We start from the raw sequence: 26,339 nt of genomic DNA, 5'->3' as shown, positions 1-26,339 counted from the left end.
AGGTTCCGCAGGCGCTGAGGCCTATTTTCCGGCATGGCCTGGACACTTTGCCACTGGTCACGATTGCCACCCTCTGGGGCCTGCTGGCGCTGACCCTGCTGATCTGGCGCGCCAAAATGCCCCGCTTGGGCGTGGCCGACATGCTGTCGGGCATGGCCTTGGTCCATGGCACGGTCTTGGCCTTGGTCGTTTGGCCGTGGTGGGCCAACACCCTGCAGGGACCCATCAAAGCCTTGGGACTGGAAGCAAGAAATTGGCCGTCCTCCGTGGGGCAAATCGGAGGCAACTGGCCCTCCTTTGCCTTTTACCGTCAACAAGCACTGCTCCCCAAAGGCACTCCAGCAAGCTTGTACCTGGCCCCTGAGTCTCAAGTCCCGCCCGGTGCTCGGGTGTGGGCCAAGAACAAGGGCATGGTTTTGTTCCAAACTGAAACGGCTTCCCGGCCATGAACACATCCCCATCCAGATTTGGCGCAACCGAGCGGCGCAACACGCTCCTTTTTGTGGTCGCTTTGGTGGTGGGGTCCGGGCTCTGGCGACTTGCGGCCACCTGGTGGAGCGGGGCCGGGCTGTTTGTTGACGAAGCCCAATACTGGGACTGGTCACGCGATCTGGCTTGGGGCTATTTTTCCAAGCCGCCGGTTTTACCCTCACTCATGCGGCTGTCCACATGGATCGGCGGCGACAGCTTGACCGGCGTGCGCTGGCTGGTGGTGTTGATCTGGACACTGACCCCTTTGGTTCTGTGGCGGCTGACGCGGGATATGCTGCGCGATGGCACCGATTTGGATGGCCACTCCCGCTTGATCGCGGGTGCCTGGGCCGCAGCGCTGTGCAGCGCCATGCTGGCCTTTGCGCTGCTGGGGCAGGTGAGCACAACCGATGGCCCCCTTCTTTTTTTCTGGTCCCTGGTCATGTGGTCCTTCTGGCGGGCCCAACAAACGCCTGAGAATCTCACTTCTTGGGCCCTGGTGGGCCTGTTCCTGGCCTTGGCCGTCCTGTCCAAGTACACCGCCATGGCCGCTGGCGTCAGCCTGGTGTGGCTGGCATGGCATTTGCGCCAGCGCTTGATCTTGCGGGGCTTGTTGCTGGCCTTCATGATTTGCGCCGTTTTACTGAGCCCTCATTTGGCCTGGAACCACCGCAATGCTTGGCCCACCCTCAGGCACACCACCGAACTGCTGGGTTCGGGCCAGGGCGCCGATGCGGCATCGCCTTGGGCCTCGGCCTTGGTCTACATCCTCAGCCAGGGTGTGCTCATCGGGCCTGTTGTGCTCGTGGTGGCCCTGCTCTGGCTGATCCTGTACTGGCGCAATAGCCCGGCACCACCCATGGCGACACGCGGACCTGCGGGTCGCCTGTCCTTGATGGGTTGGAGCTGGTCTTGGGCGTGGCCGATATGGCTGGCGGGTTTGCTCCAGTCTCTTTGGGGAAAATCCCAGATGAACTGGCCTGCTCCGGCTTTGCTGGCACTGGCCTTGATGATGGCCCTTTGGCGCGTCAGACGCCCGACTTTGACATGGACCGGGCCTTGGGTGGTTTGGATTACGGGCACCTTGGTGGGTGCCACCATCTCTCTGGCCGGTGACTGGCGGCAGCATCTGATTCCTGGCAGCACGGGACCACGCTGGGACCTGTGGTCCAGGGCCAAAGGCTGGGACAGTGCCTTGCTTGCCCTGAGCCCATACACAGCCCAATTTCCGGCTTTGCAGATCGTTTCCGCAGAGCGTGCGCTCATTGCGCATGCCGCCTACGCATGGCGCGACCAGGACCGCCGCGTCCAAGCGTGGTCACCCGCCGTGTCACCTGCGCACCACTACGAGATGGTCAACCCCTACGACCCCAAGCACCCCCAAAATGCCAGGGCCTCGGTGCTGATGATCTCCAACGATGAAACACCTTGGGGCCACCCATGGCTTGAATTTTTCCCTCACCGGCATTTGCTCCATCGACACACCGAAGCGGGCAGAACTGTTTTCCTCTGGAAGCTGGACCCCCATTGAAACCCCGTTACCGCTCCTGGCTCGCATGGACCGCCCTGTTGCTGGCCTCATGCTTCATTGTCCTGCTCTGGCCCGAATTAGACCTCTGGGTGGCCCAACAGTTCTATGAAGAAAGAGGCACCTTTCCTGCTGGCGATTGGGTTTGGGTCCAGGCCACTTACGTCTGGGCACCCCGGGTGGGCATGGCATTGACGCTGTGCGCCTTGCTCGTGATTGTGGCACGCTGGATCCAACCCACTCAGGTGCTCAGGGGCGTCTGGCGAAAATCTCTTGCTTGGCTCTTGGTGGTCGTGCTTGGCGTGGGGCTACTGGTCCACGAGGGGCTAAAAAATCAGGTCGGTCGCCCCCGCCCTGCCCACACCCTCAGCATGGGTGGGGATGCCCCTTTCATTCCTGCACTGCACAGCAGTCACCTGTGCCAGCGCAACTGCTCGTTCGTCAGTGGTCACGCCGCCATCGGCTTTTGCATCATGACCTTGGGGCTGTGGTCAGCGCCCGCAGCCCGCAGGCGTTGGTGGATTCTCGGGACTCTGGCCGGCACCTTGATTGGTCTGGGACGGATCATGCAGGGAGGACACTTCCTGAGCGATGTGGTTTTTTCGATGGTGGCCATTTGGGGTACCAATTTATTGATCCGGCACATCTGGCTTCATTGGCGCCTTTACCAGCTGAAACGCACATGAAATTTCGGCACTCTCACTGCGCCAGTGCGCCACCGATGGAACGCCTCAGAGTTTGCTGAGCAAGGCTTGCCCCATTTGGATGCGTTGCCCGAGCACGATGTCAGGTGCCAAGGCAAAGCCTTTGGGCACAAACACCAAAATGGTCGAGCCGTGCTCGAACCAGCCCATTTCCTGGCCCTTGGCATAGACCGCATCACAGGGCATTTCATTCGGGCCTTTGTAGCGCAGGTTGAGCAACACATCGACCGCATGAAAGCGCATGCTGGCCACCAACACCGCCGCCACGGGCACGATCAAGAACGGCACGCCCTCTTGCGTTTGCATGTGCAAGACCGCCCGTTCGTTTTTGCAAAACAGCTCTTGTACGCGCGCCAGTGCCACCGGGTTCACATTCCAGGTGTCGCCCGAGATGTAAGTCACATGCTGCAGCTGCACGTCGTGCGGCGCATGGAAACGGTGGTACATGCTGCTGGTCAGGCGCAAGGTGATGTAGGTGCCCCCTTCCAGCGCGGCAGGCCAATGCTGACAGCGCGCGGATGTACCCAGCAAAGTGTCCAACTGGTAAGGAAAACCTTTGGCCTGAAAAACCTGGCCCTGCGTGATCGTGCCGCAGGCCCCCACGATGGCATCGCAAGGCGAGGTCATGCGCGTGGGGTCCAGGTTGACCACCCGCGCCCCGGGCTTGAGCTCACGCGTGAAGCACGCATGCAAGCTGTCAAATTGCGTGTGCTTGGCTTCGCTCAAATCCAGATCACTGAACCAGCGCCAAACCGCCATGGACGACTTGACCACCCAGGGGTGTCGGATCTTGCTCCACCAGCCCATGAATCGGGTCAGGGTGATGCGCGGGATGCGGTTGGTGAGCAAGAAATTCAGGTCTTCTTGCAGCATCCATTTTTGAAAAAGTCGGCGAATCTTCATCATGTTGTCACTCAATTTGAATAAAAAGAAATTTTGTTGTCACAAGGAGCTTGACTGTGAACCCCACTTGGATCAGTTTGGGCATATTGGCCGCTTTTGCACCAGCCATTCACCAACGCCTTCAACTCTCGCGCGCCAAACACCCTTCTTTGGCAGGGCATTCGCGGATGGCCAAACGCTTGGCACGCTGGCTGCCTGGCTACAGTTTCAATGAAACCGAATTTTTCGGTTGCGACGGTGCGCCCCTGGACATTCAAGCCCAACGCCGTGCCTCTTTCATGGGCTTGGCCGACACTTTGCAAAAACGCCACCGCTTGAGCATAGAAGCCACCGCTGCCGCGCGTGAAAACATCTCGGACATGCAATTCATTGCGGCCTACCGTGTGCCCTTTCAGTTCAGCCCCGTGGTGCGTGAGCATCTGAAAGTAGGCTCGTTCTGGCAGTCGGCCCAAGGCGTGCAAGTCACAGACCTGGACGGTCAAGTCTTTTACGACCTGACCGGCTCTTATGGCGTCAATGTTTTCGGCGCTGATTTTTACAAACGCACCATGTCCGAAGGCATGGCGCGCACGGAAAGCTTGGGACCCGTCCTGGGCTCTTACCACCCTGTGGTGGCCAGCAATGCAGAAAAACTCAAAGTCATCTCGGGTTTGGACGAAGTGTCTTTTCACATGTCGGGCACCGAGGCCGTCATGCAGGCCGTTCGCTTGGCCCGGTACCACACCCGCCGCAAAAACATCGTGCGATTTTGCGGGGCTTACCACGGTTGGTGGGAGGACGTGCAGCCCGGCCCGGGCAACCCGATGCCACCGCGCGAAACCTACACGCTGAGCGAGATGAGCGAACGCAGCTTGAAAGTGCTGCGTACCCGCAAAGACATTGCCTGCGTGCTGATCAACCCATTGCAGGCGCTGCACACAAACGTCAACGCGCCAGGCGACTCGACCCTGGTGGACAGCAGCCGACGCGCCGCTTATAACCGCGAGGCTTACACCGCTTGGCTCAAGGCCTTGCGACAGGTCTGCACAGAACGCGGCATTGCGCTGATTTTTGACGAAGTCTTTTTGGGCTTCCGTTTGGCAGCAGGTGGCGCGCAAGCCTACTTTGGCGTGCAAGCGGACATGGTCACTTATGGGAAAACATTGGGCGGTGGATTTCCTGTCGGCGTGATCTGTGGCAAACGCGTGTGGATGCGCCGTTTTGATGAAAAACGTCCAGCAAACATCTGCTTTGCGCGTGGCACGTTTAATGCCCATCCTGCGGTTATGGGCGCCATGTCGGCATTTTTGGATCAATTGCAAACGCCAGAAGTCCGAGCCATTTACGAAGGACTGGATGAGCGCTGGAATGCCCGCGCCACCCAATTCAACAGCACCATGCAAGCGCATGGCTTGCCCTTGCAAGCGGCCAACATGTCGAGCGTCTGGACACTCTTTTATACCCAGCCCAGCCGGTACAACTGGATGCTGCAGTACTACCTCAGGCTGCATGGATTGGCGCTCAGTTGGGTGGGAACGGGTCGTTTGATCTTCAGCCTCAACTACAGCGACGCTGACTTTGAAGCGGTGCTTCAAAAGTTTGTCTTAGCCTGTCAAGACATGCAGCGCGATGGCTGGTGGTGGCATGCCCCAGAGATCACCAACAAATCCATCCGCCGCAGCATCCTCAAGGAAACACTGTTTCGCTGAAGACAAACCCCGGTTCACTGTGGCCCAGTGAACCGGGGTGATGAACCCTCAGCGGCCGGAGTGAAAAGTGCTGTCAGCGAAGCGCTGACCGCGCAACAACTGCCATGGCGCTCTGTGGTAGAGATAGATGTCATGGAAGGGATCGGTGATGATCTTGGTCATCCAGACCAGTCCGGTTTGCACGTCATACAGGAAAAACAAATGCACTGTGCGGAACAGCAATGCCGCCGCACCCAAGTACAACCAGGCAAAACCCACAGCCCGCAAAAACTCAAACCAGGTGTCATGCACCGGCAGCAAGCCCATGAAGCCAGGATTCATGTAGATGGCCAAAGGCAAAAGAGCCCAGACACTCAACAACACCACCTTGCGGCGCAGGTTATAGCCCACCTTGATCTCTTCCTTGAAGTCGTTGGTGGCTTCGTTGACGTGGTCATAGCCCAAGGGTTCAAAGAAGAAGTGACCGGCTTGTCTGGAGGTCATGGAGACCATCCAGGCCAGCAACGCAGCCATGGCCGGATCGATCCACAGCATGCCGTAAGCCACCACAAAAGCCATGGCACTGAGCAAGTGCAGGGACTGGTTGATGCGGCAATGGTGGTAGTAGCGGTGATCGTCCCAACGCTGCACTTCCAAAGCTTTCAAAAAATCTTTCACAGAAACCCCTTTAGTTGAACGTATGAAGATCATCATCAATTCGTGTGAAAAATCAGTGACAAGGCTTTTGTCATCAAACTGTTAAAACCTGCGTTCACCATAGGGGCATGCAAGAACAAGACAATGCGACCTACTGGGTTGAAAACTTTGTGCCCGCCAACGCACCACTGCGCATTGCGGTGGTGACCGAAACCTGGCCCCCCGAGGTCAATGGCGTTGCTCTGACGCTTTCGCGCCTGATCCAAGAGCTGAGCCAACGCCAACACACGATCCAGCTCCTGCGCCCCCGGCAAGACCGCCATGAAACCGAAAGCCATCGGGAGGGCTGGAGTGAACTGCTGCTCAAAGGCATGCCCATCCCACGCTACCCCCAGCTCAAGCTGGGGTTCCCCAGCAAAAAGTCATTGATCCAGGCCTGGAGTCTGCAGCGGCCCGACTTGGTGCACATCGCCACCGAGGGGCCACTGGGCTGGTCGGCCCTGCAAGCGGCCAGGGTCTTGCGTTTGCCTGTCACCTCCGACTTCAGAACCAATTTTCAAAGCTACAGCAAACACTATGGCGTCGGTTGGCTGCAAAAACCCATCGTGGCTTACTTGCGGAAATTTCACAACCGCACCTTGTGCACCATGGTGCCCACCCAAGCCATGCACGACCAGCTCAAGATCTTGGGGTTTCACAACCTTCAGGTGGTGGCCCGCGGCGTGGATACGCAGCTGTTCACACCCGACAAACGCAGCACCAGCTTGCGCAGCCAATGGCACGCCGATGACCAGACCCTGGTCATTTTGTCGGTGGGGCGCTTGGCGGCAGAAAAAAATCTGGATTTGACGGTCAAAACCTACCAGGCCATGAAACAAAACAACCGTCCGGTGAAACTTGTTTTTTGCGGAGATGGCCCCTACCGGTCCAAACTCCAGGCCGAGTGCCCAGAGGCCATCTTCATGGGCATGGCCAGCCAAGCACAATTGGCCGTGGCCTACGCCAGTGCCGATTTGTTCATGTTCCCCAGCCTCACCGAAACCTTCGGCAACGTGACCTTGGAAGCCCTGGCCAGCGGCACCCCAGTCCTGGCATTTGACTGCGCCGCCGCCAAAGAAGTGATTGATGACGAACACAATGGCTGGCTCGTTCCAGGTGAAGATGCACAACGCTTTGTCTTGCGTGCCTTGGCCATCACACAAAAAGCATCGACCTTGCAAGCGGCTCGACTGAACGCAGCGGCCAGCATTCGGAAATGGGAATGGTCCAGCATCGCCAACGAGGTGGAGAACATGTTCCGAAGGGTTCTGACGGGTGCACTAGCTGAGCGTTGAATCCCGCGTTGCACCCCGCTTTCCTGCCTTGCGGCGCCAAGGCAAAACGGCCAGCCACAAGGGCAGTGACAAGCACAGCATCATGGCGAGCAGAGGCCAATCCCAGGCCAACAGCAAGCTGTACAAGCCCAGCATCACCAACACACTCAGGTTTTCGTTAAAGCCCTGCACGGCAATCGAACGTCCAGGCGGCATGATCTTGAGTCCCCGGTGTTGCAACAAGGCATTCATGGGCACCAGCAACATGCCACCCGCCCAGCCTGCCGCCAGCATCATGGGCACCGCCAGCCACACGCTTTGTGTCAGGGCCAAAGCAGGCATCAAGCAAGCCAACACCACGGCCCAGACCCTCTGCCTTCGGGCATGAAAGATACGGCAGGTGAGCGCCGCCATGACGGCGCCACCGATCACCCCCAATGCCACCAGACCCTGCAAATAAGCCCCGGCTTGCAAAGTCAAGCCTGCCTGCGTCTGCGCCCACACCAGGACCAAGAACTGCAGCACAGCACCCACACCCCAGCTGAACGTCGTGACCCGCAAAGACACGCCCCCCAAGGGGTCTCGCCACAGGTTCAAGTGGTTGACCCAAAAAGCCGACCAACGCATATCCGCCCAAGACCACGCCGATTGCCTGGGCGAGCGCAAGGCATACATCCCACTGTTGAGCACTGCAGAAATCACATACAACAGGCAGATCACGCCCAAACCAAAACCGATTTGGGTTTCAACCAGCCAATCGGTTGTGGCCCAAGCCAAGACACTTTGGAGCCCATCATCCCCCCAAGACCCTGAGCCCATCAGCCAACCGCCCAACACCACGCCCCATAAAACGGAGAGCACCACCGACACCTCTAAAAAGGCATTGGCTTTGACCAGACTGGCCGAAGGCACGGTTTCAGTGAGCAAGCCATATTTCGCCGGGGCATAGACAGAGGCCGCAAAGCCAGTCAGGGCAAAGGCCACCAGAGGGCTCACGCCGATCCACAACAAGACGACCGACACCAACTTCAACAAATTCATCGCCATCATGACGTGGCGTTTTTGAAAGGCATCGGCCACAGGCCCCACCACGCTGGCCAACACCACATAGGACAAAGTGAAGGCCATTTTCAGCAAGGGAGCCCACCATCCTGGGTGGCCTTGCTCCTGCAAAAAGTAAATGCCCAGCAACAAAAAGGCGTTGTCTGCCAGCCCACTGAAAAACTGGGCCAGGATCAAAAAAGCAAAGCCCTTAGGCATTCATGAGTTCAACAGCGGCGGGCGCTTCGGCCTGAAGGCCGAAATCCATCAGTTGCGCCAAATCATTGCGCCTGCCCACACCCTGGTACGCCACACCCAATTGGCTCAGGGCGTCTGGGTTGTAGAGGTTTCTGCCGTCCAGAATGAAGGGTTTGCGCATCAGGGCCTTCATGGCCTCGAAATCCGGGTTGTGGAAATTCTTCCACTCGGTCAACACCATCAAGGCGTCGGCGCCCTCCAAGGCCTGCATGTCTGAAGCAGCCAATTCAAAGCGCTCCAGCAGATGCGGCTCTTGACTCAGATCCAAACGCAAAGCCTGCAAGGCATGCGGGCCTGCCACAGGATCGAAAGCACTGACTTGTGCACCGCGCAACAACAATTGACGAATCACCACGCGGCTGGGTGCCTCGCGCATGTCATCCGTGTTGGGCTTGAAAGCCAAGCCCCAAACCGCAATTTTCCGACCCGTCAAATCGGGCCCCATGCGCTGCGTCAATCGGTCCACCAAAATTGTTTTCTGTCGCTCATTGACCAACTCCGTGGCACTGACCACCGCCATGCTGTGCCCATGGGACTTGGCGGTGTTGACCAGCGCCTGCGTGTCCTTTGGAAAGCAACTGCCCCCATAGCCACAACCCGCATACAAAAAGCTGTGGCCAATGCGACTGTCAGCCCCAATGCCCCGGCGAATGTGGTCCACATCGGCGCCCAACACATCGGCCAGGTTGGCCATTTCATTCATGAACGAGATGCGAGCGGCCAGCATGGCATTGGCCGCGTATTTGGTCAACTCGGCACTGCGCACATCCATCCACACGGTGCGGGCATGGTGGCGGTTGAAGCTGGCATACAAATCACCCATCATGCGGCGACTGCGGGCCTGGTGCAGGCCCTCATCCACGCCCACCACAATGCGGTCTGGCCGCATGAAATCATCAATGGCGGCGCCTTCTTTGAGGAATTCCGGATTGGACACCACGTCGAACAATTCTGGCGACATGCCCCTGTGCACCAACTCATGCGCGATCGCAGCACGCACTTTGTCGGCCGTCCCCACCGGCACCGTGGATTTGTTGACCACCAACTTGAAGCCCTTCAGGTGCCGGCCAATCGTGGCCGCCACCGACAAGACGTGCCCCAAGTCGGCCGAACCATCTTCGGCCGGTGGCGTGCCCACAGCGATGAACAGGATGTCGCCATGCTCGATCGCCTCACAAGCATCGCTGGTAAAGCGAATGCGTCCATCGGCCCGATTGCGCGTGAGCAGTTCTTTGAGGCCAGGCTCGTAAATCGGCACTTCACCTTCTTGCAAGGCACGAATTTTTTCTTCATCCTTGTCCAAGCACACCACTTTGAAACCCAGGTCAGACAAGCAGGCGCCTGTGACCAAACCGACATAACCCGAACCTACGATCGTGATGCGCATAATGCTCTCCAGTTGATGGGAACATCATTGTGTTTGAGCGTGAAAACTTGGTGTCAAATTCATGAAGAAACGGCGACACGCATCGGGCTATCGCTGTGTCAAGACCACACCCCAGTCATCAAATCAAGGCTTTTCTGACCCGTGCAGATATCCACTCACTGAACACCACCGTGACCAAGATCAAAATCAGCAGCATCGTGACCTTGGGCCAAGCCAAGGTGGCCAACGCGCCTTCTAGCTTCACGCCAATGCCGCCCGCACCCACCAAGCCCAAGACGGTGGATTCACGGATGTTGATGTCCCAGCGGAACACGCTGATGCCCGCCAAAGTGGGGGCCACTTGCGGCACCACACCCCAAGCCATGGTCTGCGCACTGGATGCCCCAGTCGCTTCAATGGCCTCGACCTGATCAGCGTCGATTTCTTCGATGGCCTCGTACAGCAGTTTGCCGATGAAGCCAATGGAGCGCAGGGCGATAGCCAAGATGCCTGCCAACACGCCGGGCCCCAAAATCGCCACCAACAACAAGGCCCAAATGAGCGAGTTGATCGAGCGCGAGGCCACGATCACAAGCAGGGCTACCGGGCGAATGAAGGTGGCACTGGGGGTGGTGTTGCTGGCGGCTAAAAAGGCGATGGGCACGGCCATCACCAAACCCAACAAGGTGCCCAAGGTGGCGATGTTGATGGTTTCCCACAAAGGCCACCACAACTCATGCACCGACGACCACGCGGGGGGCATCATGCGCGAGCCTATGTCTTTGAACTGGGCCGGTGCATCGACCACAAAAGCCCAAATGGTGTCTTGGGTCATGACCTGGAAGGTCCAGCTCACAAAAGCCAAGACCAAGACCCACAGCATGAACACCGCCAGCTCAGACTTGGGCGAGCGTTTGCGCCACACAGCGGCTTTCAAAGCACTGCTCATTGGATGTACTTTCTCAGCCGTCCCGAGCTGTATTCGGCGAACATGACGATGACAATGATCACCCACAAAATGGCGGCTGCAGAGTCAAACTCATAGCGGTCCATGGCGGTGTTGAGCGTAGCCCCAATGCCACCCGCCCCCACAATGCCAATCACCGCCGACTCGCGGAAATTGATATCGAGCCGGTACAAGGACAAACCCAGCAAGCGGGGCATGACTTGGGACAACACCGCAAAGTCCAACACTTGCCCATAGCCCGCACCCGTGGCTCGCAAGGCTTCGAGTTGCGAGGCCTGAATTTCTTCGATGTCCTCAGCCATGAGTTTGGCCATGAAGCCAATGGTGGCAAAGGTCAAGGTCAAGAAACCCGCGAAGGGGCCAAAGCCAAACATGGCCACCAAAAAGATCGCCACAATGATTTCGTTCAAGGTGCGCGACAAAGCAATGAAGCCACGGCAGAACAGGTAAATCCAGGTCGGGGCCAAATTGCGCGAAGCCCCCACGGCCACAGGTATGGACAGCAAAACACCCAAGGCAGTGGACGTCACCGTCATGGTCAGGCTTTCCTGAAAGCCCAGCGCGATATCCCCCCATCGGCTGGAAAAGTCGGGGTACATGAAGCCTTGTACAAAGGCCCAGCCGCGGTCCAATCCCAGCACCATGCGGGCCCAATTGACCTCGACCGAACCGATGGCCAGCACCAGGTAAATCAACGCGCCGATGTAAAGGGCCCAGCGGGTGCGCCAACTGGCAATGAAGGGGGGGGGCGTCCAGGCACGCATGGGCCGTGCAGCCAACGGCGGCGTCTCAGCGCTCATGCGACGGTCAGGGCCAGGTTGTTTTCTTCACGGTCCTGTGACGCCTCTGCAGTGGCTTGCATGCGCAGGGTGATGGCAGTCCAGTCTTCGTCGCCATAAATGCGCGTCAGCACGTCTCGGTCGACTTGCGATGCGGGTCCATCAAACACCACACTGCCCGCGCGCAAACCCACGATGCGTGGCAAAAATTCGGTGGCCAACACCACATCGTGGATGTTGACGATCGCGGCAAGTCCGCGTTCATGGCACAGCTCCAAAATCAACCGCATGATTTGGCGAGACGTCTTGGGGTCCAGGCTCGCAGTGGGTTCATCCACCAACAGCAACTTGGGGCTTTGCATCAAAGCGCGGGCAATGCCCACGCGCTGGCGTTGCCCGCCCGACAGCGCATCGGCGCGCTTGTTCTCCATGCCGCTCAGGCCCACGCGCTCGAGCAGCGCATAGGCTTGCGCAATGTCTTGGGCTTCGAAGCGCCGAAACCAACTGGCCCAAAACCCGGTGTACCCAAGCCGACCCGACAACAGGTTTTCCATCACGGTCAAACGCTCGACCAGGGCGTATTCCTGAAAAATCATGCCAATGTGCCGACGCGCCTGGCGCAGCCCGGACGATCCCAAGGCCCCCAAGTCTTGGCCATCGAGCACGATCTGCCCTGCCGTGGGCTGCACCAGCCGGTTCACGCAACGGATGAGCGTGGATTTTCCCGCGCCCGAGGGCCCGATCAAACCCAAAACTTCACCCGAGGCCACGCTCAAGCTCACGCTTTTGAGCGCGAGGTCACCTGTGGGGTAGCGCTTGTCCAACTGTTGCAACTGCAGCATGTGAGCGCTTTACTTGCAGGCGTAGCTGACGTTCATGGCCTGGTCGATTTCACGCACCACAGCCCAATGCTGTTTGTAAGTGATGGGCATGAATTTTTCTTGGGGTGGCTCGGCCTTGTTGAATTCGGCCGCCAATGTGGTCCCCGCCCAATTGAAGGAGAAGAAGGCTTGCTTGATCTTCTCAGCCAATTCGGGCTTCAAGTTGTACACATACCCATAGCCCGTGGTGGGGAAAGACTGTGACTTGTAGATCACCTTGGTTTGCTCAGGCTTGACCACACCACGAGATTCCATGCGCAGTTTCACCGAATTGGCGATCGCGGCTGCGGGGTAGTCTTTGTTGGCCACACCCAAAATGGAGTTGTCGTGCTTGCCGCTGAACACGGGCGTGAAGTCCTTGCCCGCTTCCATCTTGAATTGCTGACGCATCAAAGCCGAAGGGGCTTTATAGCCTGAGTTGGAGGTCTCGGACGTAAAGGCGATGCGCTTGCCCTTGATGTCTTCGATTTTTTCGATGCCACTGCCGGGGTGGGTGATGAACTCCATCTCGTAGCCAAAGCGGTTGTCATTGGAGGCCATCATGGCAAAAGGCACAAAACCGGCGCAGTTGACGGCGATGGGGTTGGAGCCGGTGTTGAAACCTGAGACGTGCAAGCGGCCTGCGCGCATGGCTTCGAGTTGAGCAGCGTTGCTTTGGACCGGGAAGAACTGAACGCGTTTGCCGGTGACTTTGGACAAGTGGTCCAAGAAGGGCGCCCAGACAGGGGCGTACACAGCGGGATCTTCAACCGGGGTGTAGGCAAACACCAAAGTGGCGGGGTCGATCCACTGCTTGGGGTCAGTGGGCGCATCGGCCACCATGTCGCCGTTGGCGTCCTTGAAACGGGCATCCATTGCCTGCGCTTGGAAAGACACCAAGGTCACCGCCCCCACCATCCAGTTCAAAAAATTGTTGCGCATGATTCACCTTTATGTAGAAAAAAACAGCTTGCAAATGCTTTGTGACACCCATGTGAAAAATTCAAGTCTGGAAATTCAGCTCAATGGTCAGATCAGCCCTGTTGAGTTATCACCCGACTTAAAGGCATCAACAACATGAAGGTAGAACCTTTGCCCAGTTCACTTTGAATTCTCAACTCACCCCCGTGGCGTTGCATGACGTGCTTGGTGATGGCCAGGCCCAAGCCCGTGCCACCGGTTTCTCTGGAACGACTGCGGTCCACCCGGTAAAAACGCTCGGCCAAACGCGGCAAATGCTCGGCCGCAATGCCTGGGCCTGAGTCCTTGACAGTGAACATCAAACCCTCGGGGGTGCTGGACCATTGGGTCTGGATGCCCCCCCCCAAAGGGGTGTAACGGATCGCATTGCTGACCAAATTGGAGACCGCGCTCAACAGCTCCGAACGCGCACCCAGCAAATACACATCGGGCACCGGGGCAAATTCCAATTGGTGCACAGGCCCCTCGGCTTTGTTGGCCATCCATTCCGAGAAAGCCTGCCCTTCGGTGGTCACTTGCAGCATCAAAGCCGCCAAAGAGACCTTTTCCTGCGTACTGGGCAATTGGCTGCCTTCCAGTTGCGACAGCATCAACAAGTCGGCCACCAAGGATTGAATGCGGTCCGATTGTGCCGACATGAGTTGCAGGTAGTGCTGGGTTTCGTCTTTCTCCAAGGGGATGGATTGCAGGGTTTCTACAAAGCCACTGAGCACCGTCAAGGGTGTGCGAATTTCATGCGACACGTTGGCCACAAAATCACGGCGCATGGCATCGGCCTGCGCAACGGCCGTGATGTCGCGCGTCAAAAGCAGCGAACGCCCTTCCCCGTAGGCGTGCAACTGAACCGACAGTTTTTGGAGGTTCATGGCCGAACTGACGCGGCCCTCAATGACCGCCTCCGAAGCGTGGTTGTCCTGCGCAAAATACCGCGCAAACACCGGATCTCGCACCAGGTGCACGATGTGCTGCTGACGGTCTCTTTGTGCGTCCAGCCCCAGATGCGCCGCAGCGGTGTCGTTGCACCATTCGATGCGGGCTTCATCGTCCAGCAAAACCACGCCATTGGGGGAAGCCTGAATGGCCAGCAAAAAATCCTGCAGCTGTTTTTGGTGCACGGCGGCCAGCCTTTGCTGCTGGCGCAGCAAGCGCTGCACGCGCTCAGCGATCTCCCGCCAAACACCCGTCCAAGGTGGGTCTGGGTGCAAAACCGGCGTACTCAGCCATTGCTCGAGCCGGTCCAGCTTCCACTGCAGCATGGCGCCGTGAATGACCAAAGCCAACAAGGCCCCCACAAAGGCCCCCAGGGCCCCGCCCAGAAACCAGCCTGTCGTTCCCGCCAAGCCCGCTACAAGGAGCATTTCGAGAATCGAGGAAAACATGCTGAACCTGGCTTCAAACGGTGGGATTGGAGGTGAAACGGTAGCCCGCACCGCGCACGGTCTCGATCATGTGACCCGCCTCGCCCAGCGACTCACGCAGCCGTTTGACGTGCACATCCACCGTGCGCTCTTCAATATAAACGTGGTCACCCCACACTTTGTCGAGCAAGCCCCCCCGGCTGTGCACCCGCTCGGGGTGACGCATCAGGTAGTGCAACAGCTTGAATTCAGTGGGCCCCACCTTCAGGGGTTTGTCGGCCAAATTGACGCGGTGCGTGTCGGCATCGAGTTGCAAGTCGCCCATTTTGACGACACCTCCCGAAGCCTCGGGCACGCGGCGGCGCAACACCGCACGGATGCGGGCCAGCAACTCACGCGGCGAAAACGGTTTGACGATGTAATCGTCAGCGCCCGCATCCAGCCCAGCCACCCGGTCGGCCTCGTCACCCCGCGCGGTCAGCATCAAGATAGGCACAGCCTTGGTGCGTGCCGAAGCACGCCATTTGCGCGCCAGGGTCAAACCACTCTCGCCCGGCAGCATCCAGTCCAACAAGATCACGTCAGGCAAGATCTCATCGAGCTCGCGCTGGGCGGTTTCGGCGTCGATGGCCCACACCGGCTGAAAGCCGTTGTGCCGCAAATTCACCGCAATCAGTTCGGCGATGGCAGGCTCGTCCTCGACAATCAGAATGCGTGGGATGGTTCTCATAGAACCGCTTTTTCAACGTCGGTCAACGCGGTGTGACGCACGTCAGCACCCTTGACCACGTAGATGACAAACTCGGCGATATTCTTGGCATGGTCGCCAATGCGTTCAATGGCCTTGGCCACGAACAGCAGGTCCAGACTGGCCGAAATCGTGCGCGGGTCTTCCATCATGTAAGTGATCAGTTTGCGCACAAAGCCGTTGAACTCGGCGTCGATCAAGTCGTCTTCTTTCAAAATGACCAGCGCGGTGTTCACATCCAGGCGGGCAAAGGCATCGAGTGCTTTGCGCAGCAAGGCAGTGGCCAGATCGGCCGCTACCCGCAACTCAGACGATGGAAGATTGCGCGGACTGCCCTGCTCCAGGATCTGCTTGACCATGCGCGCGATGCGCTCGGCCTCATCGCCTGCTCGCTCCAAGTTACCGGTGATTTTGGAGATGGCCATCAGCAAGCGCAGATCGCGCGCCGTGGGCTGACGGCGCGCAATGATCGATGCCAATTCGGCATCAATTTCCACTTCCAGCGCATTGACCTGTCGTTCTGTGGCCACCACTTGTTCAGCCACTTCGGAGCTGAACTGGGCCAGCGCGTACACCGCGTGGCGGGTTTGCGATTCAACCAGACCACCCAGCTCCAGAACGCGAGAAGAAACGCCGGTGAGTTCGGCATCGAATTGACTTGAAATGTGCTTGTCCATGGTGCGCTCCTGATCAGCCGAAACGGCCGGTGATGTAGTCTTCGGTTTCTTGCTTGGCGGGCTTCATGAAGATTTGCTCGGTCTGACCAAACTCGACCAACTCGCCCAAATACATGTACGCCGTGAAATCGGACACACGCGCAGCTTGCTGCATGTTATGCGTCACGATGGCCACGGTGTAATCTTTCTTCAATTCACTGACCAACTCTTCCACCTTGGCGGTTGAAATCGGGTCCAGAGCCGAGGTGGGCTCGTCCAGCAAAATGACCTTGGGCTTGACGGCCACAGTACGGGCAATGCACAAGCGCTGCTGCTGACCGCCCGAGAGCGACAGGCCGCTTTGGCCCAGTTTGTCTTTGACTTCGTTCCAGATGGCGGCCTTGGTCAGGGCCGACTCGACGCGCTCGTCCATGTCCGCGCGGCTGAGGTTTTCATACAGGCGCACACCAAAAGCGATGTTGTCGTAAATCGACATTGGGAAAGGGGTTGGCTTTTGGAACACCATGCCAATTTGAGCACGCAGCAAGTTCAGGTCTTGTCCTTTGTCCAGGATGTTCTGACCGTAAAAGTTGATCTGGCCCTCGGCACGTTGGCCGGGGTACAGGCTGTACATGCGGTTGAGCGTGCGCAGCAAGGTGGATTTGCCGCAACCGGATGGACCAATGAAGGCCGTCACGCGGTGCTCAGCGATGTCGAGGTTGACGTTTTTCAGGCCTTTGAATTTGCCGTAATAAAAGTCCAGGTTACGCACTTCAAGGGCGTTTTGGGTCGGTGTCTTGTCAGGCATGAGAATTCCTGTAAATGCAAAGAGAAAAAGCAGTGGTATTCGGAACCGTCAGCTTCAGGCCGACTGTTTGTCCCTGAAAAACACGCGGGCCAAAATATTCAAAACCAGAACCGTCAAGGTGATCAAGAGCGCCCCACCCCAGGCCAAGCGAATCCAGTTGTCGTAAGGGCTCATGGCGAACTGGAAAATCACGACCGGCAAATTGGCCATGGGCTTGCTCATGTCATCGTTGTAAAACTGGTTGCTCAACGCGGTGAACAACAGCGGCGCTGTCTCACCGCTGATGCGGGCAATGGCCAGCAAAACACCGGTGATCACACCGCTTTTGGCCGCGCGCAATGTCACCGACAGCGACACTTTCCAACGCGGCGCACCCAGGGCAAAAGCTGCCTCGCGCAAGCTGCCAGGCACCAGGCGGAGCATGTTTTCAGTGGTTCGCATGACCACGGGTACAGCAATCAAAGTCAGCGCCAAGCTGCCTGCGTAACCAGAGAACCCACCCAAGGTGGCCACGGCAATCGCATACACAAACAAACCGATCACGATCGAGGGCGCTGACAACATGATGTCGGTCACGAAACGGGTGAGCTCGGCCGTTTTGCTTTGATCGCCGTATTCGGTCAGGTAAATACCGGCCAGGATGCCCACAGGTGTGGCGACCAAAACCGACAAGCCGACCATCATCAAACTGCCCACAATGGCATTGCGCAACCCCCCGCCCTCGGTGCCTGGCGCAGGCGTGTCCTTGGTCAAGATGTCCCAGTCGAGTGCCGCAAAACCGTTGGTGAACAAGACCACCAAAATCCACAGCAACACGGTCAAGCCCAAAGCCATGGCCAGCATGGAGGTGACCATGCCCCAGGCATTGGCCAGGCGACGCCTGCGGTACAGCGCGTGATTCATGTTCATCGCCATGTCAGAACCCCTTGGCTTTTTCAGCCCGATTGATCAAGATTTTGGCCAAGGCCAACACCACAAACGTGATCACAAACAACAAAAATCCCAGCGCAAACAAGGACGACATGTGGAAATCGGCGGCTTCGCCGAATTCGTTGGCCAAGGTGGCGGCGATGGACGTGCCCGGTGAAAACAGCGAGGTAGGCATGCGGTTGGCATTGCCAATCACAAAGGTCACCGCCATGGTCTCGCCCAGGGCACGGCCCAGGCCCAACATGATGCCGCCGATGACCCCCTTTTGGGTGTAAGGCAGCACGATCTTGCGCACCACTTCCCAAGTGGTGCAGCCCAGGCCATAGGCCGATTCGCGCAGGATGGGGGGTGTGATTTCGAACACATCGCGCATCACCGCGGCCACAAAAGGCAACACCATGAAGGCCAGCACAATACCGGCCGCCAAAATACCCATGCCGTTGGTGGCACCCCCAAACAGGAAACCGATGAGGGGCATGCCGCCGAGCACATCGCGCAGCGGCACCTGGATGAAATCGGCAAACAAGGGGGCAAACACAAACAGGCCAAACATGCCGTAAATGATGGAAGGCACTGCCGCCAACAATTCAATGGCCGTACCCAATGGGCGGCGCAACCAGACGGGGCAGGTCTCGGTCAGGAAGACCGCGATGCCAAAAGCCAAAGGCACCGCCACCAGCATGGCAATGCCCGCGCTGGCCATGGTGCCCACGATGGCAATGGCCGCACCAAACTCTTCATTGATGATGTCCCATTCGACATACCAAATGAAACGCGCACCAAACTTGGCAAATGTCGGCCAAGCGTTGATGAACAAGGACACGATGATCCCGGCCAAGGCCAACAAAACCAACAGGGAGAACAACTGCGTCAGGCGGTGAAACAACACGTCTTGCAGCCGCTGGCGCTTGACAACGGCCAACATCTGGCTGTGGTTGTTCGCGCTGGAGAGGGGGGTTTGCATGTTTTGACCCATCAAACAAAGAGCATCAAATTAAACAAGAAATCCGTCGGCCGCTGAACAACAACCGACGGATGACAGACCAGGGCCTGAATTACTTCTGGATTTGTGACCAGACGCGTGAACGGATCTGATCGGTCAAGCTGTCTGGCAAGGGCACGTAGTCCAAATCAGCAGCCATTTTCTTGCCATTCTTGAAGGACCAGTCAAAGAATTTCAGGGCTTCGTTGGAGCCGGCTTTGTCAGCGGGTGCTTTATACATCAAAATGAAAGAGGCCGTGCTGACGGGCCAGCTGTTGTCGCCTTTGGCATTGACCATGGACACGCCCATGCCTGGCACGCTGAACCAGTCGGCACCAGCGGCTGCGGCGGCAAAGGTCAGGTCGTCAGGGCTGACGTATTTGCCATTGGCGTTTTGAATTTGTAAGAAATTCATGTTGTTCTTTTTGACGTACGCGTATTCCACGTAGCCAATAGAGCCTTTGATGCGGTTGACGTTGGCCGCCACACCTTCATTGCCCTTGCCACCCACGGACGTGGGAGCAGGCCACTTGACCGCAGCGCCTTTGCCCACGGTGTCAGCCCAGTCTTTGCTGATGGCAGTCAGGTAGTCGGTCCAGTTGAAGGTGGTGCCAGAGCCATCAGCGCGGTGCACCACAGTGATGATTTCGTTGGGCAGGTTTTTGCCGGGGTTCAAAGCAGCCAATTTGGCATCGTTCCACCTGCTGATCTTGCCCAAGAACATCTCGGCCATAACGGGACCGGTCACGCGCAATTCGCCGGGCTTGAAACCGTCCAAGTTGATCACAGGCACGGTGCCGCCAATGATCATGGGGAACTGAACCATGCCGTCTTTGTCCAGGTCAGCGCCCGAAACTGGGGCGTCTGTGGCGCCGAAAGTCACGGTCTTGGCGCGGATTTGGCGGATGCCACCGGAAGAACCGATGGACTGGTAGTTCATGCCCGTGCCTGTGGCGGCTTTGTAGGCTTCAGCCCACTTGGCATAAACAGGGAAGGGGAAAGTCGCGCCAGCGCCGGTGATGTCGGCAGCCATTGCAGTGGCGGCCACAAGGGTCATGCCGACAGCGGCCAAGAGGGATTTAAATTTCAGCATTTCAGCTCCTGAAGCAGGGTCAAAGAAAATTCTTGTCAACAACCTGTTTGCTGCCGACTGATTTCACTGTAGCCCTCAATTGTGACAAGTTTGTGTCAAAGAACCTTGGGTTTTATGGCAAATGAAGCGGTTCCGTCGGGCCGATTGCCTAAAGCGCGTGCTGGCCGAAGTGTTTCAAGCCTTCAAGACGTCCAATTTCAGACCCCTTCGTCTGCTTTCAGGGTTTCAAGCGCCACAAAGCGCCTTCAGGCGAATCGCTCAAGAGGTAAACCAGACCGTCTGGTCCGACACGCACATCGCGGATACGCCCCACTTGCTGCGTCAGCAATCGCTCTTCGGCCACCACTTTCTCGCCGTCCAGCACCAGGCGCACCAGGCTTTGCCCCCGCAAAGCCCCCAGCAGCAAGCTGCCGCGCCAAGCCGGGAAAGCATTCCCCTCGTAAAACGCCATGCCCGAGGGCGCAATCGAGGGCACCCAAATGTGCAGTGGCTGCTCCATGCCTGTCTGGTGCGTGCCCACACCAATGCGCGTGCCCGTCACGTAGTTCACCCCATAAGTGATGGTGGGCCAGCCGTAATCGCGCCCGCTGCGGATGATGTTGAGTTCGTCCCCGCCTTGCGGGCCGTGCTCGTGTGTCCACAACTCGCCCGTTTGCGGATGAATCGCCGCGCCCTGGATGTTGCGGTTGCCCCGGCTGAACGCCTCGGGCATCTGCTGGGGCTGCTGCACAAAGGGGTTGCTCGCGGGCACACGGCCATCATCGTGCAAGCGAATGACCGACCCGGCATGGTCGCGCGGCTTTTGGGCACGCGCTTCGTCGCCCCGGTCACCCAGGGTCAAAAACACATGGCCTTGGCGGTCAACCACGATGCGCCCGCCAAAATGCCGCCCACCCCGCGAAGCAGGCCGCATAACAAACAGAGTTTGCATATCCACCAACCGGTGCCCCTGCAGGCGCGCCCTGACCAGGGCGGTAGCCGAAGCGCCACGTGGGCCCTCTTTGGGGGCCTGCGCATACGCCAAATAAACCCAGCCATTGCGGGCGTAGTCGGGGTGCACAGCCACGTCAAACAAGCCCCCCTGCCCGTCCACCACGATGTCGGCTGGCAGCCCCTCGATCGGGCGTGGGTCGAGCTGGAATTCACGGCTGACCCGTCGCAAACGCCCTTCGCGCTCGGTGATCAGCATGTCACCACCCGGCAACCAGGCCAGTGACCAAGGATGGCTCAAGCCCTTGACCAAGGTTTGCACCTGAAAAGCGACCGGCGCGGGTGCGTTTCTCACCTTGTCTTTGGACTGCGTGGGGGCGGCAGTGGGTTGAGTCGAGGCCAGGGCAGCGGCCGCACAGCCCGCCAAAAAGAACGTTGCGGTCAGCTGAAAAATTTGTTTCTGGCGCATGGTGCTGCTCCTCATTAAGACAAAAAAGTCAATGCATCGCGTGCAAGCCAACGGTATCGAACCAAAATTCACTTGCACCATGCGATGGATTTTTATTGTGATTCATGCTGCTTGGCGACTGTGCAGTGTGGTGTTTTTGACCCCAAAAAAAATGGCGCGCTGAAACAGCGCGCCGTCAAGAAGTTGAAAACTTCGGAACTGAACTCAATGTTTCATTTTGGTTATTTTCAAGTTCAGATTCATGTTCATCTCCAGAAATTTCAGTTCAACACCGTGTCTGAGCGTTGGCTCAGGTTTTGGATGCGCAGGTCTTGCGCGGCAGGTGTATCTTTCACCCCGAAGGCGGTGGTGCCAAACTGGCTCTTCAGGTACTTCATGAAGGCATCTTGCTCACTGCCCAAAGTGGCGGTGCTGGTGCTGGCTGCACCCCCAGAGGTCGCATCTGTCATGGTGGTGTCCAGTTTGACCAGGTTTGCAAAATCCGCCGTAGCCGGGAAGGGGTAGCCATCGCCACCACCAGCAGCCGTGTTTGTGCCCTCGGCCAAGAAGTTCAAGGTCACCATGCGGAAGGTGCGCTGCGCATCCCCCACCAAGGCCCCGTTTTGCACCACCACGTCGCTGCCCACCTTGAGCGAACGGATGCGCTCACCCACCGTGGAGACGGAAAAATTGGCATCCAGTGTTTGCGCGGTACGGCTCGGGTCATAACTGAAGCTCATGCCGCCCACTTGAGGAAAACGGCCCTGGCTGCCCAACACCGCCACACCGTGCTCTAACAAGGACTTGAGTTGTGCGGCCGTGACGCTAAAAGCCCACAGCTTGTTGTTGAACTTCAAAGCCGTTTCCACCGCCAATTGCGAAACTTCTCCAGCTTGGCGCTTCGCCTCCGCGTTGGCTTTGGGCGCGGTCAAGACAGCGGCAGTTGTGGCCCCAGGCGGCACCATCACTTCACCTATTTCAGATCGGATGCCACCGCCGTTTTTCAGGGAAATTTGTACTGTGGGGTCCAGCAATTTGGCGTACCACAGGTTGGCGTCCGCCGTCAGGTTGCCAAAGTTGGTCTCTTCGTTGCGAACTGCCGCGCGGCGGCCTTCCAAAAACTCACTGGTTTTGCCGAACACATTGCCATCTTTGGTCTTGAGCACGGCCTTGATGGCATCACGCACTTGAACCACCAGGCCTGAAACGGTGACACCGCCGGCACTGTCGTCGGTCTCGCTGGCCACCCAGGCACCCGAGAGTTTGTTGTCAAAGCGCTGGGGTATCAGCACGCCCTTGTCGTCAAACGGGGCCATGAAGCGACCGAGGTATTTGTAATCGGCGTCCACGTTGACCACCACCGTCGGCTGACCGGCAGCATCCTTGGTTTGATAGGGGTAGTCACCTGCGGATTTGTCACCTGTGCGCAGCACATCGTTGGCATCGGACAGCAAGGTGTTGGAGCCCCCGGCGACGATGATGTCCACATTTTTCAAACGTTGGGCCAAATCTTTTTCAATGGCCAAGGTTTGCATGTGGGCCAAAAGCACCACCTTGTTGATGCCCGCAGCGGTCATCTCGTCCACGCCTCTTTGGATGGCCGATGCCAAGCCGGCCACGTCCACGTCGCTGGTGGTCAACACGGGCATGAATTGCAGTTTGCCGGGAGATGTGATGTTGGCAAACACAGGCGAACTGGCGCCGATCACGCCAATTTTTTGACCGCCCACGTCCACCACGGTCCAGCCGGTCAATTTGCCTGATTGCTCGGCTGCTTTGCCGCCGTTGGCCAACTTCAGACTGGCCACTTCGCTGTCGGCGGCAAAGTCCACGTTGTAGGCCAAATAGGGAAAGCGTGCGCCAGACCATGCGCCACTGGGTTTGATCATGTCAGCGAACTGCTTGGTGCCCAAATCCAGTTCGTGGTTGCCGATGGCCGAAGCCTGCACGCCCATCGCATTCAAGAAAGCAATGTCAGCTCGCCCCACTTCTGCCACACCCAGTGCCGCAGTCAAGCTGCTGTCATTGGCCGCATTGAAGCGCGGACCGGGAATGTAGTTGTCACCCGAGCTCACGGTCAAGGTTTGCTGGGGGTACTGAGCGCGAAACTTCTGGATCATCCCCGACAGATTGGCCACGCTGTTGAGCGCCGTGCTGTCCGAACCGTCGGCGTCGGAGATGTGCAGCAACTGCAAGGTGAAGGCGGCCTCGGGTGGCGCATCCGAGGTGGCACCACTGGCGCTGAGCAGCAAGGCGGTGACCCATAACGTGGCCCATAATTTTTTTTCGATTGTCTTTGACATGCATGACCCCAATGTGATCACAAATGAACAGTGAACTTGGATGTCGTGTCAGATCGATGAATTTTCAATGAAGAATTTTTGAATAATCAGCAAAAAATCCGCAGCTGCCATCCTGTGAAGCCCGTGCGATAACCTGCTTTTTTATCCGGCCTATTTGAACGTCACACAAATGAAACAAGCGCTCTGTAGATTGCAGATTCCTATCAACCCGGAGCAACTTTTTCATGTCTCATTCTTTCGACCCCATTGACAACACATCCAACAATGAGCACTTCCAAGAAGTTCTCGACAGAGCCCTGAGCAACCCTTCACGCCGTTCTATTTTGCGCGGCGGTTTGGGTCTGGCCTCCATGTTTGCCTTGCCCATGTTGCCAGGTTGCGGTGGCACATCGAGCAGTGATTTGCCCGCCTTGGCCAGCAGCACCTTGCTGAAATTCACACCAGTCGCCAAGAGTCTTGCCGACCAAATTTTGGTTCCCGCTGGCTATACCGTCAAAATGCTGCACGCCACCGGCGACACCATGAAAACAGGCGTTACTGCTTATTCCAATGCAGGCACCGACGACGCTGAAAGCTGGGCCGACCGCGTGGGTGACCAGCACGACGGCACCGAGATTTTCTATATCGGCTCCGACGGCAAATCCAAAGGCAGCTACAGCTACGCAAGCGGTGACAAGGCCGTGCTGGCCGTCAACAATGAAAGCTCTGCAGAAGCGCACTTCTTCCACCCAACCGGTCAAACGTCGGGCACTGCTGTCGGTAAAAAATTCGACCAGTTTGGCCAATGGACCCTGGGCGCACGTCCCGCGTCTGAAGCCATCAAAGAAATCTTGATGCACGGCGTCACGCTGGTGGAAGTGAACTTGGATTCGAGTGGCAAACCCACAGGCTACAACGCTACATCGCCTTTGAACCGCAGAATCACGCCTGAAACCCCCATGATGGTGACTGGGCCAGCTGCTGAACTGGCCGCTTTGAAGACCATGATGGTCACAAAATTTGATACCACGGGCAGCACAACGCGCGGCACGCTGAACAATTGCGGCACCGGCATCACGCCTTGGGGCACTTTGATCACTTGCGAAGAAAACTGGGCCACTTATTTCACCATGCCAGCGGGCTCCACCGCCCCAACCGACAAGAAGCTGATTGACTCACGCAAGCGTTACAACGTTCAAGACACGGCCACTGCAGCCAATGCCACGACCTCGCGCACGCAAGGCTGGCACACCGTGCCCGGCGCAGATCCCACCTCCAGGTTCGCCCGTTGGAACGTCGCTGCTATCGGTGCAACAGCGGCCGCTGACTTCCGCAACGAGCCACAGACCTTTGGCTACAACGTGGAAATCGATCCGGCCAACGTGAACTCGATACCCGCAAAACGCATGGCCATGGGTCGTTTTGCACACGAAGCCGCCGTTTGCAGTATCCCCGTGGTTGGCAAGCCCTTGGCCTTCTACATGGGCTGCGATTCACGCAACGAATACATCTACAAATTTGTCACCGCCAAAAATTGGGACGCAGCCGACATTGGCGGCGGGATCGATGCAGGCCACAAGTACCTCAACGAGGGCAAGTTGTACGCTGCCAAATTCGACGACGCTGGCAAAGGTCAGTGGTTGGAGCTGAGCATCACCAACCCCCTGATCAGAGCCGCCGCTTTCGGCTTTACCAGCCAGGCCGAAGTGTTGGTTCACACGCGCATTGCCGCGGACGCTGCAGGCGCGACCAAAATGGACCGACCAGAGTGGGGCGCAGTCAACCACGCCAATGGCGAAATCTACTTTGCATTGACCAACAACACTGCGGCGAACAGAACGCCTGGCAAGACCGATGCCGCTAACCCACGCGCTTACAAAGACAACGACGGTCTGGTCCGTGATGGTAATCCGAACGGACACATCATTCGTTTCAAAGAAACCAGCAACATGGCGGAAGCCACCACCTTCACCTGGGACATTTTCTTGTTCGGTGCGGAAGAAGATTCACCTGCAGTCAACGTCAACATTTCGCGCCTGACTGCTGCCAACTCTTTCTCTTCCCCAGACGGCTTGTGGTTCAGCAAGTCCACCGGCATTTGCTGGATCCAGACCGACGACGGCGCCTTCACCGACGAGACCAATTGCATGTTGGTGGCCGCTGTACCGGGCACCGTGGGCGATGGCGGTGTCTTCACCGTGAGCAACACCATGACGGTGTCTGGCGTATCGCAGACAGCGGCCCAAAACACCTTTGTGGGTGGCATCTTGGGCGAGTCGCGCCTGCGCCGCTTCTTGGTTGGGCCCAAGGGCGCAGAAGTGACGGGCATCACCGAGACCCCCGATGGCAAGGCGATTTTTGTGGGCATTCAGCACCCCGCGGAAGACGCCGCGGCCTACAACGACACCACCAAGGGCGTGTGGCCCACCAACGCCAACAACGGTGTAGCAGGTGGCGCTTACGGTGCTGGCACCCGGGCTCGTTCGGCCACCATCGTCATCACCAAAGACGACGGCGGCAAGATCGGTCTGTAATCCACCAGAAAGGCGTTTCAACGGCCAGACGATATAAACCCTTGTGGTTGTACGTTGCGCTGATCAAACGCCCTC

Annotated in this window: 23 protein-coding genes; 6 read left to right on the top strand and 17 right to left on the bottom strand. The window is 57.9% G+C overall.

The window, feature by feature from the left end; all coding sequences use genetic code 11:
* From Q0O99_RS09465 to Q0O99_RS09455, 3 genes are all read left to right on the top strand, one after another.
* Positions 1-449: hypothetical protein (locus Q0O99_RS09465; protein WP_293750751.1), on the top strand; the 449-nt coding region annotated here is incomplete at its 5' end.
* Positions 446-2,002 (top strand): glycosyltransferase family 39 protein, encoded by a 1,557-nt coding sequence (locus tag Q0O99_RS09460; RefSeq protein WP_293750749.1) that lies wholly within the window; start codon positions 446-448, stop codon positions 2,000-2,002. The genes Q0O99_RS09465 and Q0O99_RS09460, both read left to right, overlap by 4 nt.
* Positions 1,999-2,685: a phosphatase PAP2 family protein gene (locus Q0O99_RS09455; RefSeq protein WP_293750747.1), complete on the top strand. Its 687-nt coding sequence runs from the start codon at positions 1,999-2,001 to the stop codon at positions 2,683-2,685. Before Q0O99_RS09460 ends, Q0O99_RS09455 begins: the two co-directional genes overlap by 4 nt.
* A gap of 45 nt (positions 2,686-2,730) precedes the next feature.
* Here Q0O99_RS09455 and asd read toward each other — a convergent pair whose 3' ends face one another.
* Complete coding sequence (gene asd, locus Q0O99_RS09450) at positions 2,731-3,609, bottom strand: archaetidylserine decarboxylase (RefSeq protein ID WP_293750745.1); 879 nt, start codon at positions 3,607-3,609, stop codon at positions 2,731-2,733.
* A 53-nt stretch (positions 3,610-3,662) separates the two neighbouring features.
* Here asd and Q0O99_RS09445 point away from each other — a divergent pair, with 53 nt between their 5' ends.
* Complete coding sequence (locus Q0O99_RS09445; RefSeq protein WP_293750743.1) at positions 3,663-5,294, top strand: aminotransferase class III-fold pyridoxal phosphate-dependent enzyme; 1,632 nt, start codon at positions 3,663-3,665, stop codon at positions 5,292-5,294.
* A gap of 48 nt (positions 5,295-5,342) precedes the next feature.
* Here the strand turns inward: Q0O99_RS09445 and Q0O99_RS09440 are convergent, their stop codons facing one another.
* Positions 5,343-5,951, bottom strand: a complete 609-nt coding sequence (locus Q0O99_RS09440; protein ID WP_293750741.1) for a hypothetical protein — start codon at positions 5,949-5,951, stop codon at positions 5,343-5,345.
* A 107-nt stretch (positions 5,952-6,058) separates the two neighbouring features.
* Here Q0O99_RS09440 and Q0O99_RS09435 point away from each other — a divergent pair, with 107 nt between their 5' ends.
* On the top strand, positions 6,059-7,264 hold the full coding sequence (locus tag Q0O99_RS09435; RefSeq protein ID WP_293750739.1) for a glycosyltransferase family 1 protein: 1,206 nt from the start codon (positions 6,059-6,061) through the stop codon (positions 7,262-7,264).
* Here the strand turns inward: Q0O99_RS09435 and lplT are convergent.
* The 15 genes from lplT to Q0O99_RS09360 all read right to left on the bottom strand — a co-directional run bounded on the left by lplT (position 7,250) and on the right by Q0O99_RS09360 (position 23,751).
* A complete protein-coding gene (lplT, locus tag Q0O99_RS09430) occupies positions 7,250-8,503 on the bottom strand; it encodes a lysophospholipid transporter LplT (RefSeq protein WP_293750737.1) in 1,254 nt (417 codons plus the stop codon). The two genes, Q0O99_RS09435 and lplT, sit on opposite strands and share 15 nt — an antisense overlap.
* Entirely contained in the window at positions 8,496-9,929 is a 1,434-nt protein-coding gene (locus tag Q0O99_RS09425) for a UDP-glucose/GDP-mannose dehydrogenase family protein (protein WP_293750735.1), read from the bottom strand. The genes lplT and Q0O99_RS09425 overlap by 8 nt, the downstream gene beginning before the upstream one ends.
* A gap of 118 nt (positions 9,930-10,047) precedes the next feature.
* Positions 10,048-10,857, bottom strand: a complete 810-nt coding sequence (phnE, locus tag Q0O99_RS09420) for a phosphonate ABC transporter, permease protein PhnE (RefSeq protein ID WP_293750733.1) — start codon at positions 10,855-10,857, stop codon at positions 10,048-10,050.
* Positions 10,854-11,675, bottom strand: a complete 822-nt coding sequence (phnE, locus tag Q0O99_RS09415; RefSeq protein ID WP_293750731.1) for a phosphonate ABC transporter, permease protein PhnE — start codon at positions 11,673-11,675, stop codon at positions 10,854-10,856. The genes phnE (Q0O99_RS09420) and phnE (Q0O99_RS09415) overlap by 4 nt, the downstream gene beginning before the upstream one ends.
* Positions 11,672-12,496 carry a phosphonate ABC transporter ATP-binding protein gene (phnC, locus tag Q0O99_RS09410; protein ID WP_293750729.1) on the bottom strand — a complete coding sequence of 275 codons (825 nt, stop codon included), beginning with the start codon at positions 12,494-12,496 and terminating at the stop codon, positions 11,672-11,674. The genes phnE (Q0O99_RS09415) and phnC overlap by 4 nt, the downstream gene beginning before the upstream one ends.
* 9 nt (positions 12,497-12,505) lie before the next feature.
* Positions 12,506-13,456, bottom strand: coding sequence for a phosphate/phosphite/phosphonate ABC transporter substrate-binding protein (phnD, locus tag Q0O99_RS09405; protein WP_293750728.1), 951 nt, complete (start codon positions 13,454-13,456; stop codon positions 12,506-12,508).
* A gap of 92 nt (positions 13,457-13,548) precedes the next feature.
* Positions 13,549-14,874 (bottom strand): phosphate regulon sensor histidine kinase PhoR, encoded by a 1,326-nt coding sequence (phoR, locus tag Q0O99_RS09400; protein WP_293750726.1) that lies wholly within the window; start codon positions 14,872-14,874, stop codon positions 13,549-13,551.
* Positions 14,875-14,887: 13 nt separating this feature from the next.
* Positions 14,888-15,583: a phosphate regulon transcriptional regulator PhoB gene (gene phoB, locus Q0O99_RS09395; protein WP_293750724.1), complete on the bottom strand. Its 696-nt coding sequence runs from the start codon at positions 15,581-15,583 to the stop codon at positions 14,888-14,890.
* Positions 15,580-16,278, bottom strand: a complete 699-nt coding sequence (phoU, locus tag Q0O99_RS09390; protein ID WP_293750722.1) for a phosphate signaling complex protein PhoU — start codon at positions 16,276-16,278, stop codon at positions 15,580-15,582. The genes phoB and phoU overlap by 4 nt, the downstream gene beginning before the upstream one ends.
* A gap of 13 nt (positions 16,279-16,291) precedes the next feature.
* Positions 16,292-17,065: a phosphate ABC transporter ATP-binding protein PstB gene (pstB, locus tag Q0O99_RS09385; protein WP_293750720.1), complete on the bottom strand. Its 774-nt coding sequence runs from the start codon at positions 17,063-17,065 to the stop codon at positions 16,292-16,294.
* 54 nt (positions 17,066-17,119) lie between these two features.
* A complete protein-coding gene (gene pstA / locus Q0O99_RS09380) occupies positions 17,120-17,980 on the bottom strand; it encodes a phosphate ABC transporter permease PstA (RefSeq protein WP_293750718.1) in 861 nt (286 codons plus the stop codon).
* Between the two features lies 1 nt (position 17,981).
* Positions 17,982-18,959 carry a phosphate ABC transporter permease subunit PstC gene (gene pstC, locus Q0O99_RS09375; RefSeq protein WP_293750716.1) on the bottom strand — a complete coding sequence of 326 codons (978 nt, stop codon included), beginning with the start codon at positions 18,957-18,959 and terminating at the stop codon, positions 17,982-17,984.
* Positions 18,960-19,050: 91 nt separating this feature from the next.
* Entirely contained in the window at positions 19,051-20,070 is a 1,020-nt protein-coding gene (gene pstS / locus Q0O99_RS09370; protein WP_293750714.1) for a phosphate ABC transporter substrate-binding protein PstS, read from the bottom strand.
* Positions 20,071-20,287: 217 nt separating this feature from the next.
* Positions 20,288-21,469 (bottom strand): PQQ-dependent sugar dehydrogenase, encoded by a 1,182-nt coding sequence (locus Q0O99_RS09365; RefSeq protein WP_293750712.1) that lies wholly within the window; start codon positions 21,467-21,469, stop codon positions 20,288-20,290.
* Positions 21,470-21,729: 260 nt separating this feature from the next.
* Positions 21,730-23,751 (bottom strand): bifunctional metallophosphatase/5'-nucleotidase, encoded by a 2,022-nt coding sequence (locus tag Q0O99_RS09360; protein ID WP_293750710.1) that lies wholly within the window; start codon positions 23,749-23,751, stop codon positions 21,730-21,732.
* A 224-nt stretch (positions 23,752-23,975) separates the two neighbouring features.
* Here Q0O99_RS09360 and Q0O99_RS09355 point away from each other — a divergent pair, with 224 nt between their 5' ends.
* Complete coding sequence (locus tag Q0O99_RS09355; protein WP_293750708.1) at positions 23,976-26,264, top strand: alkaline phosphatase PhoX; 2,289 nt, start codon at positions 23,976-23,978, stop codon at positions 26,262-26,264.
* Positions 26,265-26,339 lie beyond the last annotated feature (75 nt).

Source organism: Limnohabitans sp. Rim8 (assembly GCF_945901735.1).
Classification (GTDB): domain Bacteria; phylum Pseudomonadota; class Gammaproteobacteria; order Burkholderiales; family Burkholderiaceae_C; genus Limnohabitans_A.
The sequence above is the reverse complement of the archived record's forward strand: the minus strand, read 5'-3'. Positions and strand labels throughout refer to the sequence as shown.

Bases quoted from the DNA above. Each gene is read 5' to 3' on its own strand.
- Q0O99_RS09460 (WP_293750749.1), top strand. From the start codon at position 446: ATGAACACATCCCCATCCAGATTTGGCGCAACCGAGCGGCGCAACACG.
- asd (WP_293750745.1), bottom strand. From the start codon at position 3,609: ATGATGAAGATTCGCCGACTTTTTCAAAAATGGATGCTGCAAGAAGAC.
- Q0O99_RS09435 (WP_293750739.1), top strand. From the start codon at position 6,059: ATGCAAGAACAAGACAATGCGACCTACTGGGTTGAAAACTTTGTGCCC.
- lplT (WP_293750737.1), bottom strand. From the start codon at position 8,503: ATGCCTAAGGGCTTTGCTTTTTTGATCCTGGCCCAGTTTTTCAGTGGG.
- Q0O99_RS09425 (WP_293750735.1), bottom strand. From the start codon at position 9,929: ATGCGCATCACGATCGTAGGTTCGGGTTATGTCGGTTTGGTCACAGGC.
- phnE (WP_293750733.1), bottom strand. From the start codon at position 10,857: ATGAGCAGTGCTTTGAAAGCCGCTGTGTGGCGCAAACGCTCGCCCAAG.
- phnE (WP_293750731.1), bottom strand. From the start codon at position 11,675: ATGAGCGCTGAGACGCCGCCGTTGGCTGCACGGCCCATGCGTGCCTGG.
- phnC (WP_293750729.1), bottom strand. From the start codon at position 12,496: ATGCTGCAGTTGCAACAGTTGGACAAGCGCTACCCCACAGGTGACCTC.
- phnD (WP_293750728.1), bottom strand. From the start codon at position 13,456: ATGCGCAACAATTTTTTGAACTGGATGGTGGGGGCGGTGACCTTGGTG.
- phoR (WP_293750726.1), bottom strand. From the start codon at position 14,874: ATGTTTTCCTCGATTCTCGAAATGCTCCTTGTAGCGGGCTTGGCGGGA.
- phoB (WP_293750724.1), bottom strand. From the start codon at position 15,583: ATGAGAACCATCCCACGCATTCTGATTGTCGAGGACGAGCCTGCCATC.
- phoU (WP_293750722.1), bottom strand. From the start codon at position 16,278: ATGGACAAGCACATTTCAAGTCAATTCGATGCCGAACTCACCGGCGTT.
- pstB (WP_293750720.1), bottom strand. From the start codon at position 17,065: ATGCCTGACAAGACACCGACCCAAAACGCCCTTGAAGTGCGTAACCTG.
- pstA (WP_293750718.1), bottom strand. From the start codon at position 17,980: ATGGCGATGAACATGAATCACGCGCTGTACCGCAGGCGTCGCCTGGCC.
- pstC (WP_293750716.1), bottom strand. From the start codon at position 18,959: ATGCAAACCCCCCTCTCCAGCGCGAACAACCACAGCCAGATGTTGGCC.
- pstS (WP_293750714.1), bottom strand. From the start codon at position 20,070: ATGCTGAAATTTAAATCCCTCTTGGCCGCTGTCGGCATGACCCTTGTG.
- Q0O99_RS09365 (WP_293750712.1), bottom strand. From the start codon at position 21,469: ATGCGCCAGAAACAAATTTTTCAGCTGACCGCAACGTTCTTTTTGGCG.
- Q0O99_RS09360 (WP_293750710.1), bottom strand. From the start codon at position 23,751: ATGTCAAAGACAATCGAAAAAAAATTATGGGCCACGTTATGGGTCACC.
- Q0O99_RS09355 (WP_293750708.1), top strand. From the start codon at position 23,976: ATGTCTCATTCTTTCGACCCCATTGACAACACATCCAACAATGAGCAC.